Origin of the sequence: Vibrio sp. 1557, assembly GCF_033340175.1 — a bacterium.
GTDB classification, from domain to species: Bacteria; Pseudomonadota; Gammaproteobacteria; order Enterobacterales; family Vibrionaceae; genus Vibrio; species Vibrio alginolyticus.
The window spans coordinates 15,367-28,298 of record NZ_JAWOVZ010000017.1 but is presented as its reverse complement, the minus strand read 5'-3'; the positions used below and the strand labels follow the sequence as shown (position 1 = coordinate 28,298).

13 protein-coding genes are annotated in these 12,932 nt (G+C 45.1%); all 13 read right to left on the bottom strand.

Translation table 11 applies throughout. The features are described from left to right. Window positions 1-5: 5 nt before the first annotated feature. Entirely contained in the window at window positions 6-230 is a 225-nt protein-coding gene (locus R7070_RS17750) for a zinc ribbon domain-containing protein (protein WP_012842112.1), read from the bottom strand. Window positions 231-539: 309 nt separating this feature from the next. Continuing rightward, window positions 540-1,415, bottom strand: coding sequence for a metal-dependent hydrolase (locus R7070_RS17745; RefSeq protein ID WP_047102174.1), 876 nt, complete (start codon window positions 1,413-1,415; stop codon window positions 540-542). Window positions 1,416-1,474: 59 nt separating this feature from the next. Then, window positions 1,475-2,971 (bottom strand): ribosome biogenesis GTPase Der, encoded by a 1,497-nt coding sequence (der, locus tag R7070_RS17740; protein ID WP_005381694.1) that lies wholly within the window; start codon window positions 2,969-2,971, stop codon window positions 1,475-1,477. 167 nt (window positions 2,972-3,138) lie between these two features. Then, entirely contained in the window at window positions 3,139-4,299 is a 1,161-nt protein-coding gene (gene bamB, locus R7070_RS17735) for an outer membrane protein assembly factor BamB (RefSeq protein WP_005381696.1), read from the bottom strand. A gap of 12 nt (window positions 4,300-4,311) precedes the next feature. Next, window positions 4,312-4,926 carry a YfgM family protein gene (locus R7070_RS17730; protein ID WP_005381697.1) on the bottom strand — a complete coding sequence of 205 codons (615 nt, stop codon included), beginning with the start codon at window positions 4,924-4,926 and terminating at the stop codon, window positions 4,312-4,314. Between the two features lie 126 nt (window positions 4,927-5,052). Continuing rightward, a complete protein-coding gene (gene hisS, locus R7070_RS17725; protein ID WP_256900451.1) occupies window positions 5,053-6,321 on the bottom strand; it encodes a histidine--tRNA ligase in 1,269 nt (422 codons plus the stop codon). Window positions 6,322-6,347: 26 nt separating this feature from the next. Beyond that, window positions 6,348-7,466, bottom strand: coding sequence for a flavodoxin-dependent (E)-4-hydroxy-3-methylbut-2-enyl-diphosphate synthase (gene ispG, locus R7070_RS17720; protein ID WP_005381699.1), 1,119 nt, complete (start codon window positions 7,464-7,466; stop codon window positions 6,348-6,350). A gap of 6 nt (window positions 7,467-7,472) precedes the next feature. Beyond that, complete coding sequence (gene rodZ / locus R7070_RS17715) at window positions 7,473-8,423, bottom strand: cytoskeleton protein RodZ (RefSeq protein WP_005381700.1); 951 nt, start codon at window positions 8,421-8,423, stop codon at window positions 7,473-7,475. A 436-nt stretch (window positions 8,424-8,859) separates the two neighbouring features. Further along, a complete protein-coding gene (locus R7070_RS17710; protein WP_017633913.1) occupies window positions 8,860-9,987 on the bottom strand; it encodes a bifunctional tRNA (adenosine(37)-C2)-methyltransferase TrmG/ribosomal RNA large subunit methyltransferase RlmN in 1,128 nt (375 codons plus the stop codon). A 373-nt stretch (window positions 9,988-10,360) separates the two neighbouring features. Then, window positions 10,361-10,786, bottom strand: coding sequence for a nucleoside-diphosphate kinase (ndk, locus tag R7070_RS17705; protein ID WP_005381702.1), 426 nt, complete (start codon window positions 10,784-10,786; stop codon window positions 10,361-10,363). A gap of 95 nt (window positions 10,787-10,881) precedes the next feature. Beyond that, on the bottom strand, window positions 10,882-12,180 hold the full coding sequence (pepB, locus tag R7070_RS17700; RefSeq protein ID WP_206954192.1) for an aminopeptidase PepB: 1,299 nt from the start codon (window positions 12,178-12,180) through the stop codon (window positions 10,882-10,884). Window positions 12,181-12,341: 161 nt separating this feature from the next. Continuing rightward, entirely contained in the window at window positions 12,342-12,536 is a 195-nt protein-coding gene (iscX, locus tag R7070_RS17695; RefSeq protein ID WP_005381711.1) for a Fe-S cluster assembly protein IscX, read from the bottom strand. A gap of 44 nt (window positions 12,537-12,580) precedes the next feature. Further along, window positions 12,581-12,919 (bottom strand): ISC system 2Fe-2S type ferredoxin, encoded by a 339-nt coding sequence (fdx, locus tag R7070_RS17690; protein WP_005381713.1) that lies wholly within the window; start codon window positions 12,917-12,919, stop codon window positions 12,581-12,583. Window positions 12,920-12,932: the final 13 nt, after the last annotated feature.

The following is a 12,932-nucleotide window of genomic DNA, read 5'->3' as shown; positions in this document are numbered from 1 at the left end:
TCTGGTTAACTGATTTTCTGGAACTCAAATCGGACACGTGATTTTGACTTGAGTTCATTACACACATTGCAAAAGTAACTCGCAGCACCGCATGCTTGCAGCTTCTCCAGCTCCGCCTCACAATCAGGGCAAAAACCTACTTTTTTAAAATCCGATTCACACTGTGCACAATGGTATTGTCCTGTCCATTCCAGTTCGACATTGCAAGTCGGGCAAATGTTCTGCTGCATATCCCGTTCCTCTCTCTAAACTAAGCAATTTCGAGTAACGCATGCTACTCAAAATAACGAACAAGTATGTTGATCTTCATCACCGCCCCAACAAGTTTCACGAGGCGTTAACCATACTTGATACGTAGGATCTTATACTGATCGTCTGATATTTACTCCTTGATCAGCGATCACCCCTTAAAAGAATATTTATATAACCACACACCGAAAGCATAAGTTACATATTCTGCATTCCAATTTAAGGCAGAATAAAAAACCTTATAGCAATTTAATTAAACGTAAAATTAGAATTTAATAAAAAGATCTTATTCAGAAAGCAGTGTTTACATTGGTGTGCATTTCGATAGTTTGAGCGTCGAGCTCAACGAGTTTAACTTGGATAAAAGCAAACTCATTTAAATGGCTCGCATGCGTTCCACCACAAGGGATTACCGCTAATTGACCTTCCCCTAAATCGCACTTCCAATAGCGAGAATCCGTTAATCTGTCACCGTGGCATTCCATGGTGATCATCGCATCTCGTCGAAGCCATTCCACAAGTTGGCTATTCACTTTTTTTGCAATCGCCTGGAGGTCATTCAGCATATCTGCACTGTTTAATCCTCTTTTACGGAGTGTTTTGCCTAAACGGTACGTATCGAGGCACTTGTCTGGAGTAACATAACTCGTAACTTGTGCATAGCTATTAAAGTCATAATAACCATGTGGGTCTTTGCGGTCTGCGTCTTTTCGCCAATAGTCTTCCGCTAGTACTTTATTCAACGCCAAATACGCTAAGTGTCCTGCAGTGTGGCCTCGACTCAAAGCGCGTTGGTAATCCTTATCTACCGCCAATGTCACCAAATCATCAGTAACAAGTGATTCCGTACGTGATAAAACATGCACGACGACAAACACCCAACCTTCAGCATCACGCTTTACAGGGATGTCACTACCCACATACAGAGCACCACTTTCCTGCTCCACTGCCCCAACTTGGCAATCTACTACGTCATGCTCAGCCCCATTCACCTTCAACGTTCCTTTGTCTGCAGGGTGATCCGGCCATATGTGACTAACGGGATGGAACGGCGTGACATCTGTAATAACGTAAGTCACTTCTTCCGTATATTGAACGAGCTGTATTTGTGCTTCTAATTGCCATGTTTGATGACAAAAACGAGTCTTTGTTGCTGTGATAGTCATTTTTACGATTACTTTTGATAAAAAAATACCCAAGTAGAAACTTGGGTATTCGAATTTCATTATTTATTGCGGTTTTTCACCATCGACATCATACGCTTACGTTTACGCTCTTGTGATAGCGTAAGCTTATTCGTACGGTTCTCGTATGGGTTATCACTGTTGTGGAAGTTAATGCGAATCGGTGTTCCCATAATTTCCAGAGACTTACGGAAGTAGTTCATCAGATAACGTTTATACGAATCTGGCAATTCACGAACCATGTTACCGTGGATAACAACGATCGGTGGGTTGTAACCACCTGCGTGTGCGTATTTGAGTTTGATACGACGACCACGAACCATTGGCGGTTGGTGATCATCCACAGCCATCTTCATGATACGCGTCAGTACTGACGTACCCACACGCGTTGTCGCCGAGTTATATGCTTCTTGGATAGATTCAAACAAGTGACCAACGCCAGTACCGTGCAGCGCAGAGATAAAGTGGATACGCGCGAAGTCGACGAATCCTAGACGGCGGTCCAGTTCTTTCTTCACGCTTTCTTTCACGTCACTGTCTAGACCATCCCACTTGTTAACGGCGATGACAATTGAGCGGCCAGCATTCAGTGCAAAACCAAGCAAGCTTAGGTCTTGGTCTGAAATATTTTCACGAGCATCAATCACCAGTAGAACGACGTTTGCATCTTCTACCGCTTTCAGCGTCTTAACAACAGAGAACTTTTCAACCGTTTCATTGATACGACCACGACGACGAACACCTGCGGTATCAATTAGTACGTACTCGCGTCCATCACGCTCCATCGGGATGTAGATAGAATCGCGCGTTGTACCAGGCATATCGTATACAACCACACGTTCTTCACCCAGAATACGGTTAGTCAGTGTCGATTTACCTACGTTAGGACGACCGATGATCGCCAACTTAATCGGCTGCTCTTGAAGGCGTTTGAACTCTGCTTCTGCGTCTTCTTCAGTGTAATCTTCAACAAGAGGCTCTTCGTCTTCGAATCCAGTCAGGTCTTCAATCTCACCGTCTTCAGACTCACTTGTTAGTAGATCATCAAAGAATGGAGATAAAGCACGCTCAAGCAAAGCGGTCACACCACGGCCATGAGCGGCCGCAATCTGGTACATATCATCCACGCCGAGCTGCCAAAAGTCAGCACACGCCGCATCGGCATCAATACCATCGATTTTGTTTACTACCAGCATCGCTGGCTTTTCAATTTTACGCAGATGCGCAGCAATTGCTTCATCTGAAGGTGTCAGACCAGCACGACCGTCAACAAGGAACAATACAACATCAGCCTCATCAATCGCGGCTAATGACTGTTCTGCCATCTTTGTTTCCACGCCTTCTTCTGTGCCATCGATACCACCAGTATCAATCACAATGAATTCGTGCTCTTCACCAAGTCTCGCCTGGCCATATTTACGGTCTCGCGTTAGGCCTGGAAAGTCCGCAACCAACGCGTCACGAGTGCGAGTCAATCGGTTAAATAGTGTAGATTTACCTACGTTCGGACGCCCTACTAGAGCTACAACAGGTACCATAACAACCTCTACAATAATCTTTCTTCTGTAGTTATAGGTAACGACTTGCTCGATGCCAAATCAAACCAGCTTTTTACCTATAACCACGTCAGGGTTAATAAATTCAAACAACAAAACGGCTCCTAGCTGTCACCAGCCAGGAGCCGAATGTGAATTATATCACGATATTATTCGTTAATGGTTAGTTTCTTTACATCGCCGTTGCGAGTTGTAATCACATAACCATCCGACAATAACGTCGGGCCAACTGCCAAGCCACTATCATCGACAAACTGCTGCGCAACAAATTCGCCCGTTGAACGATCCATCCAGTGAAGGTAACCAAGCGTGTCACCGACAACGAGATAATTGCCAACAATAACTGGCGCTGTAAGTTGTCGGTGCTCAAGCAAGCTGTTTTCCCACAACTCAGTTCCGCTTCGTGAATCAACGGCAACAACATGATCTTTTTCCGTTATCACAAAGATGCGACTACCATCTGTAGAAATGTCTGTCGCAGATGAGTAATTACGCTTCCAAATCGGGTTCGCTGAACGCAAGTCAATGGCGATAAGTTGACCATTGTATCCAATGGTGAAAAGAGTACCGCCTAGCACAATTGGCGATGAATCAACGTCAACCAAACGATCAATTTCTGTCGCGCCTTTTGGCGTACCAACAGGCTGTTGCCAAATCAACTGACCACGCTCAACGATAGCAGCTGCGAGTCGGCCATTTGCCGTTCCCCAAAATACACCGCCGCCAATTGCAGTCGGAGTACTGTCGCCACGTAAAGTTAAGTTCGGCACTTCTGTGCTCAATGCCCAGCGTTGCTCACCTGTACTCTCATTAAGGGCAATCAGCATGCCTCGGCTAGTATTGATGATAATAAGGCCTGAATCTGCAACTGGCTTCGCCAGTACCTCACCACCAACTTTTACACGCCAAACAATTTCACCTGTTTCTTGGTCAAGAGAGATGACTTCACCATTCTCAGAGCCAATGTAAAGGTTTCCGTATGCCGCTGTGATACCACCAGAGAGACGAGCAATGACATCTTCTTCTAGGTCCGTTTGCCAACGTTGTTTACCATTCTCAGGATCCAGCGCTTTTACTAAGCCATCACGACTTGCCACGAACAATGTATCATTCGCAAATACAGGGGATAGTTTTGAAAAGTAATGACCAACACCATCGCCAACCGATGTGCTCCACTCACTACTGGTTGTAAACTGACTGTCTACCTGAGGTAGTGGCGCCATTACAATGGTGTCTTTCTCACCTGCACAACCGGCAAGTACTCCCATTGTTAACGCCCCTAGCAAGGCTTTCTTAAAGACTCTTTTCATCCAATGCGGTCCTTATTTCGCCAGATCGTCCAATTTCATTTGTAGTGTCGGGCTTGCATCTGCCGCTTGCTGAGCTTCAGTATACGCAGCGTACGCAGCATCTTTGTCACCTTGGCGAATCGCAATATCGCCACGAAGTTCAGCAATACGACCTGTCCATGCTGTATCAGTGACGTTACTTAGCTCTGCCGTTGCAGCGTCGAAGTTACCCATTTCCGTCTCAATACGCGCAATGCGGTAACTAATCAATGGTAACAACGCAGCATCTTGAGTGTTGCTTTGCGCCCACTTCAGTTGCTCCAATGCAGCAGAAAGGTCTTGAGCTTCAACTTGTGCTTTAGCAAGTTGTAGTGCAGCCAATACTGAATATTCTTTTACTTCATTTGACTCAATGAAAGCTTTCACGTCAGCTTGAGCATCAGTGCCTTTGTCTTGCAAAGCATTCATTGCTGTCGTGTAGCTTTGAGAAGCTGCTTCACTCGCCTGAATCACAGAATCCTGGTAGTAACGCCAGCCAAATAGACCACCTAAACCAACAACCGCACCGATGATGACGGCTTTGCCGTTTTCCTTCCACCAGTCTTTAATGGCTTCAACTTGTTGTTCTTCAGTATCGTAAAGTTCCACTTCCTGTCCTCTTAAAACATGTAAATGGCAGCTTAGCTGCCATTGTTCCTATTTCGTTTAAAGGCTCCACATTTGGGAGCCTTAGCTTACGAACTAGGATGTAATTTTGTTAGATTACTAAAAGACTTAAATCAGTGCTGCGATCTTTTCTGCAACTTCTGCTTGGTTGTAAGTCTCTTGCTCACCACCAGCTAAGTCTTTCAGTACTACGGTATTATCCGCAACTTCGTTTTCGCCCAGAACCAATGCTACAACAGCACCAACTTTGTCTGCGCGTTTAAACTGTTTCTTGAAGTTACCGCCACCGAAGTGATTCATCACACGAACGCCTGGAACAGACTCGCGAAGCTGTTCTGCTAGCTTCATTCCTGCCATCATGGTGCCTTCACCCGCAGTGACTACGTACACGTCAACACTGCGACGAACGTCTGTCAGTTCCAACGTTTCTAGCATCAGTACTAGACGCTCTAGGCCCATTGCAAAGCCAACCGCTGGTGTTGGTTTACCACCTAATTGCTCTACAAGGCCATCGTAACGACCACCGCCACATACAGTGCCTTGAGCACCTAGGCTCTCAGTGATCCACTCAAATACCGTGCGATTGTAGTAATCCAGACCACGAACTAGACGTTCGTTAACTGTGTATTTGATACCTGCGGCGTCTAAAAGTTCACATAGACCTGCGAAGTGTGCTTTAGATTCTTCACCCAAGTAATCTGAAAGGCGAGGCGCATCACCTAAAATAGCTTGAACGTCTGGGTTCTTCGTATCCAGAACACGCAGTGGGTTCGTGTGCATGCGACGCTTACAATCTTCATCTAGCACATCAATATGTTGCTCAAGGAATGCAACCAGTGCAGTACGGTAGTCTGCGCGGTCTTCTTGAGAACCGATAGAGTTCAGCTCAAGACGGACATGTTCATTGATACCTAGCTCACGCCATAAACGCGCCGTCATCATGATAAGCTCTGCATCAACATCTGGACCATTTAGACCAAACACCTCAACACCACACTGGTGGAATTGACGGTAACGACCTTTCTGCGGACGTTCATGGCGGAACATAGGCCCCATGTACCACAGACGCTGTTCATCACGGTTGATCAGGCTGTTTTGGATACATGAACGTACACAACCCGCCGTACCTTCTGGGCGAAGTGTTAGGCTGTCGCCGTTACGGTCATCAAAAGTGTACATTTCTTTTGAAACGACGTCTGTTTCTTCACCAACAGCGCGGCTGAATAGGTTTGTTTCTTCAACGATTGGCATGCGCACTTCGTTATAACCGTATGCGCTAACTACATTTTTCACTGTGTTTTCTAATTTTTGCCACAGTGGCGACTGAGTTGGGAGGCAATCGTTCATGCCTCGAATTGCTTGAATTGTTTTTGCCACAATACTTACCGTAATTCTCGTTGAGATTAATCTTGTACTTTAACTTCGATGCGGTTTTCGCCATTCATCATAGCTGCTTTCGCACGGATCTTAGCTTCTAGCTTATTCACAAGGTCATCGTTATCAAAGCGCTCTTTCTGGCGTTTACCATCTTCGTAGAATGCGCTCTTCTTGTTACTACCTGCTAGACCTAAGTGAGAAACTTCTGCTTCACCAGGGCCGTTTACCACACAACCGATGATAGACACATCCATTGGCGTGATGATGTCTTCTAAACGTTGCTCCAGTGCATTCACCGTACCAATCACATCGAATTCTTGGCGTGAGCAGCTTGGACACGCAATAAAGTTGATGCCTCGAGAGCGAATACGCAGAGATTTAAGGATGTCGAAACCGACTTTGATTTCTTCAACTGGATCGGCAGCCAAAGAGATACGCAGCGTATCGCCTATCCCTTCAGATAACAGCATACCTAAGCCAACAGATGACTTAACAGCGCCAGCTCGAGCACCACCCGCCTCTGTGATACCTAAATGAAGAGGCTGATCGATTTTCTTCGCCAGCAGACGATATGAATCCACCGCAAGAAAAACGTCTGAAGCTTTCACGCTAACTTTAAATTGGTCAAAGTTAAGACGATCGAGATGATCTACGTGACGCATCGCCGACTCAACCAAGGCTTCTGGCGTAGGCTCACCGTATTTCATCTGTAGATCTTTTTCCAAAGATCCACCATTGACACCAATACGGATCGGGATGTTTTTATCGCGAGCGCAATCAACAACAGCGCGAATGCGCTCTTCATTGCCGATGTTACCTGGGTTGATACGTAAACAGTCAACTCCGTACTCCGCAACTTTCAGCGCGATACGATAGTCGAAATGAATATCAGCAACTAATGGGACAGAAACTTGCTGTTTAATCAGTTTGAAAGCTTCTGCTGCGTCCATCGTAGGTACAGAAACTCGAACGATATCTGCGCCGACTTTTTCTAGTGCTCGGATTTGAGCGACTGTCGCTTCTACGTCAGTCGTGCGAGTGTTAGTCATTGACTGTACTGCAATTGGCGCACCATCACCAATTGGCACATCACCCACATAAATACGCGTCGATTTACGACGAATAATTGGAGATTCGTGTTGCATAATTTTTTATAACGGTAGAGTGAATCTAGCTACTTTGCCTGAAGTATACCCAGAAAGGTCGACAGGTTCACTTGCAAATGTCATTGTAACCCCTTCCGGTGCGCCCAATATCACTTTAAATGGCGCTTTTCCGGTAAGTTCTACATCTTGTCCTGGCTTATGAGTACCACTTACCAGCGTTTTACCATTGGTGTCTTTTACTTGAATCCAACAGTCCGCTTTAAACTTCATAGTAAGAAGTGTCATGCCTTCAGGTACTACTGGCGCAGGCTGTTCCTCTTCCGCCGCTTCAATCACGGCAACAGGTTCTTCAGAATCTACGCTTGTTGTATTTTCAGTTTCAGTCAGCAAAGGATCCGCCCCTTGCTCAACGGATGCTTCAGTCGATTCAGCAACGCCTTCATTAGTTGAAGCAACTTCTTCAGGAGTGCTTGCGATTAACTCTTCAGCCGTCATCAAATCGATATCAGCTAATTCTTGAGCAGTGGGCTGCGGCGCTTCAACACTTGAATCCGTTACTTCCTTAGTTAGGCTATTCTCTTGTTGGTTTTGCCACCACCATGCCGCTGAAATGCCAATAATGACCAGCCCGATAACCCAAGTAAGGAGCATAATACGGCTATTGTGCTTCTCGTCTTTTGTTTTACGAGAGAAGCTTTGCATTTCAATTTCTTGCTCTTGAGGCTGAGCATCGGCAGTCTGCTCTAACGCCGTCAAAACCACCTTCTCATCAAGACCTACGAATTTAGCGTAAGAGCGTAAGTAACCACGCGTAAATGTCGCGACTTGTTGAGATTCAAATCGGTTATTTTCAATATCTTCAATCACAGAAATGCGAAGCCTCAGGCGATCGGCAACTTGCTTTTGGCTCATTCCCAAGGATTCACGTTTGTTTTTCAGTAATGTGCCAGCTTCAATAGAGAGTGGCACTTCATTCGTATTTTCGTGTTCTGTCATAATGGCGGTATTTAATCTGTTTTAGTGGCTAACGTGGTCATGTATTTTCGTTATTGTTCTTAAGCCTCTTTAAAAGATAGCTAGCCTAAACGCGTTAACCAAAAATAATAATTTTAAGAAACTCTCAGCGATCTGAGTGCGAATACCCGTTTTGCAAAAATCAGCAAAACGTATGTGAGAAAGTGCTGAGAATTATCGGTGTCATCGTTAGTGTTACATATCATGATAAGCGAATGCGCAACGAAGACAAAAACTCTTTACACTCAAACTAACAGATAGCTCAAGCTTTTGTCCAAACTTTGACAAAGGAATTCGAAATTATACCCAAATAACCTTAGGTTGAAGAGTGATAGTCCCAAATCTTGGCGAAAATGTCCTAAACAATAAACAAAATAGCCAGAGCGAATGGCTCTGGCTATTTTTGAATTCCGGTCGTTTATACAGCTTTCACTTCAATGGTATCGGCACCGCGTGACGCTTTCAGCATTGCCGTACGTTTAGTTCGGTCAATTACATCACCGACCAACTGACCACATGCGGCATCAATGTCATCACCACGTGTTTTACGAACCGTAACTGTGTGCTCGTATTGCATCAATGTTTTTTGGAAGCGATCAATACGTGAGTTACTTGGTTTCTTGTAAGGTGAACCTGGGTACGGGTTAAACGGAATCAAGTTAATCTTACATGGTGTGTCTTTCATCAATTCAGCCAGCTCGCGTGCATGGTCCATGTCATCGTTCACATGATCAAGCAACACGTACTCGACTGTTACCTTGCCACGGTTTGCATTCGATGAAGCAATGTAACGACGAACGGATGCTAGGAAATCTTGAATATCCCAACGATCGTTAATTGGCATGATTTCACTACGCAGCTTATCGTTTGGCGCATGAAGAGAGATCGCCAACGCAACGTCGATTTTGCCCGTCATCTGATCAAGACCAGAAACCACACCTGATGTTGATACGGTTACGCGACGCTTCGACAAACCAAAGCCAAGGTCATCCAACATTAACTCCAGTGCTGGAATCAAGTTCTTCATATTAAGAAGCGGCTCACCCATACCCATCATCACGACGTTCGTAATTGGGCGACGGCCTGTTTCTTTCTCAAGACCAATTTCACGTGCAGCACGCCACACCTGACCGATGATCTCTGAAACTTTCAAGTTACGGTTAAAGCCCTGCTGTGCTGTTGAGCAGAACTTACATTCCAATGCACAACCTACTTGAGAAGATACACAAAGCGTTGCGCGATCATCTTCTGGAATGTAAACCGTTTCTACATCCTGATCACCAACCTTCATTGCCCACTTGATCGTGCCGTCTGAAGAATGCTGAGCTTCTGCTACAGTTGGTGCTTTAATTTCACACTTGTGTAAAAGCTTTTCGCGCAGCTTCTTGTTGATGTTTGTCATTTTTTCGAAGTCATCTACACCGAAATGGTAGATCCACTTCATAACCTGATCGGCACGAAACGCTTTCTCGCCAAGTTCTTCCGCGAAAAACTGACGCATGCCTTTGCGATCAAAGTCGAGTAGATTGATTTTTTCAGTGGTCATGTTGCCTCTCAATGACTGAAACAAGAATAAGGGCGCGAATTGTACAGCCTTTATGCAGCTACAACAAGGGGTGTAAGACCCTGAGTTTGCTAAGGCATTAAAATAAAAACGATTAAATTTTAAACAGACTTTGCGGTGAGAATAATGATTAGACAACCGACAGCAAAAGCGTAGAAGTGATACAGAGAAAACAGTGAGAACAAACACACTTAACTAAGCTTTCCCACCTGTAAGATGCTCAGATTAGCCAACGTCTTCGCGAATAATTACGAATGAACTCGCCGATGAAATGGAGAACGCGGAATAAAAAACCTCGGACAATTCCGAGGTTATTACGAACTAGATCATCACGCAAAAGTGATGCATGAACGAGTTAGCGAGAGAAAACTTCTGATTCAGGGAAGAAAAACTCAATTTCACGAGCGGCAGACTCAGGGCTATCTGAACCATGAACTGAATTGTGACGCATGCTGAGTGCGTAATCAGCACGCAAAGTGCCACATGCCGCGTCCTCTGGGTTGGTTTTACCCATTAGCTCGCGGTAACGTGCAATCGCATTTTCGCCTTCCAATACCTGAACCATAATAGGGCCAGATGTCATGAACTCTTTTAGAGGAGGGAAAAACTCTTTACCTTCATGCTCTGCATAAAAGCCGCTTGCCTGATCTTCTGTCAGGTGAACCATTTTGGCAGCGATGATACGGAGGCCAGCCTTTTCAATACGATTGTAGATTTCACCAATTAGGTTTCGCTCTACAGCATCAGGCTTAATGATTGAAAATGTTCTTTCTAGAGCCATAAAATTTCCTTTCTGTACTTGTAATAATAGTTGTGCTTTTAAAGTGACTTACTGGGTAAGAGCAGCACTCAAACAAGAGAGTGCTGCAATCAATCTTATTTTCCAGCTTGCTCATTGAGGAAACGAGCAAGTGTACGAACACCCATACCCGTTGCTCCCGCAGCCCATTTATCAGAAGCGGCTTTACGATACGTACCCGCACAGTCGAAATGTAACCAGCCTTTTTTGTAGTCCTCAACGAAGTAAGACAAGAATGCAGCTGCAGTACTTGCACCCGGAGAATAATCACCAGAGCTGATATTCGATAAATCGGCAAAATTAGATGGCAGCATTTCTCGATGGAAATCAGCAAGTGGTAGCGGCCACAAGCCTTCTTTTTCCTGGTTTGCCGCCGTAAGCGCTTGATGCGATAGCTCATCATCAAAGCTCATTAGCGCATGGTAATCGTTACCTAACGCATTCTTCGCTGCGCCTGTTAGCGTCGCGCAGTCAATAATTAACTCAGGCTTTTGCTCACTAGCGTAGATAAGACCGTCTGCAAGCACCAAGCGACCTTCCGCGTCGGTATTCATAATCTCAACGGTTTTGCCGTTTTTGTAAGTGATGATGTCGCCAAGCTTAAGGGCACGGCCAGAAACCATGTTCTCAGCACAACACAAGATCAGTTTTACGCGCTTGTTCAAACCGCGTAAGATAGCTAACCCTAGGCCACCAGTGATAGTACCCGAGCCACCCATATCTGCTTTCATTGCACTCATGAAGTTAGAAGGCTTCAAGCTGTAACCACCGGAATCAAAGGTGATGCCTTTACCCACAAGACATGCGAATACAGGTGCGTTTTCGTCACCAGTTGGGTTGTAGTCTAACTGAAGCATCGCAGAAGTACGCTCAGAACCACGGCCTACTGCGTAAATACCTTCCCAACCTTCTGCCAACAAGTCTTTGTCTTTGACGATACGTGCTGTCACAGTGCCTTTCGGCGCAACAGATTTGATGAATTCAGCAGCCATTGTCGCTAGCTGACGAGGAGCAACTTCTTCTGCCGTTTTGTTGATAATATCGCGGGTAAAATCAGTCGAAGTAATACGAGCTTGAAGCTCTGCTTGATCTTCATCAGACAATGCTGCCCACTCAACTGAGCCATGTTTTTTAGGGTTACGGAACCCTTGGTGGAAAGCCCATACGCTCTCTAGATCCCAGTTATCACCAGAAAGAAAAATAGAACGAATTCCTTGGCCATCTAGCTGACGAGCTGCACGTTGAATTGCGCCGAGATCATGACCTTCACCTAAGTGAATAGTTGCGCCGTTTTCAGCGAATGAAAGCAGTGCTTTTTCACCCCAATGTGGTGCTGCCGACTCTTGACTTAAAAATACAGACATCTGTGTAGACATGGTTTCTCCTTGTCTTATAGCAGCGTTGCCTACGCTGCTTCTTTTTAATAACTCACGGATGTTAGCATTATGTAGGGCAAAAATGTCAATTGGATAAAAAAACGGACCTAAAGGTCCGCTTTTTTTAGTAAGAATTGTTAACTAGGCTGTGTTTTACAGACTTAGTCCGCTTCGTCCATCCAGCACATGATAACGGCTTCTAGAATCTTTTCATTAGAACGGTTTGGCTCATCGTCAAACTCATCTAACTCCATGATCCATTGATGAAGATCGGTAAAACGCACTGTTTTTGGATCGACATCTGGAAACTTGTCACAAAGTTCAATCGCGATATCGCGAGAATCTGTCCATTTCATTGCTCATCTTCCTTTTGCTTCTTCCCTATATTGGGAAGATAGTTTTAGTGATCTTCTGAAGCGTGGTTTAGTGTGTATTTAGGAATTTCTACCACCAAGTCTTCATCAGCAATTCTCGCCTGACACCCTAGGCGTGACTCAGGCTCTAGACCCCACGCTTTATCTAGCATGTCGTCTTCTAGTTCTTCACTTTCTTCAAGTGAATCAAAACCTTCACGGATGATTACGTGGCAGGTAGTACACGCACATGACTTCTCACACGCATGTTCAATACCGATACCGTTTTTTAGCGCTACGTCTAGAACGGTGTCACCAGAGTTTGCTTCCAACACTGCACCTTCTGGGCACAAATCGTCGTGTGGTAATACAATAATCTTAGGCATAACTACTTATCTC

Coding starts and splice junctions, on each gene's coding strand:
- bamB (WP_005381696.1), bottom strand. CDS start 4,299: ATGAAAAGAGTCTTTAAGAAAGCCTTGCTAGGGGCGTTAACAATGGGA.
- R7070_RS17745 (WP_047102174.1), bottom strand. CDS start 1,415: ATGACTATCACAGCAACAAAGACTCGTTTTTGTCATCAAACATGGCAA.
- iscX (WP_005381711.1), bottom strand. CDS start 12,536: ATGAAATGGACAGATTCTCGCGATATCGCGATTGAACTTTGTGACAAG.
- pepB (WP_206954192.1), bottom strand. CDS start 12,180: ATGTCTACACAGATGTCTGTATTTTTAAGTCAAGAGTCGGCAGCACCA.
- R7070_RS17710 (WP_017633913.1), bottom strand. CDS start 9,987: ATGACCACTGAAAAAATCAATCTACTCGACTTTGATCGCAAAGGCATG.
- R7070_RS17750 (WP_012842112.1), bottom strand. CDS start 230: ATGCAGCAGAACATTTGCCCGACTTGCAATGTCGAACTGGAATGGACA.
- der (WP_005381694.1), bottom strand. CDS start 2,971: ATGGTACCTGTTGTAGCTCTAGTAGGGCGTCCGAACGTAGGTAAATCT.
- ispG (WP_005381699.1), bottom strand. CDS start 7,466: ATGCAACACGAATCTCCAATTATTCGTCGTAAATCGACGCGTATTTAT.
- ndk (WP_005381702.1), bottom strand. CDS start 10,786: ATGGCTCTAGAAAGAACATTTTCAATCATTAAGCCTGATGCTGTAGAG.
- fdx (WP_005381713.1), bottom strand. CDS start 12,919: ATGCCTAAGATTATTGTATTACCACACGACGATTTGTGCCCAGAAGGT.
- rodZ (WP_005381700.1), bottom strand. CDS start 8,423: ATGACAGAACACGAAAATACGAATGAAGTGCCACTCTCTATTGAAGCT.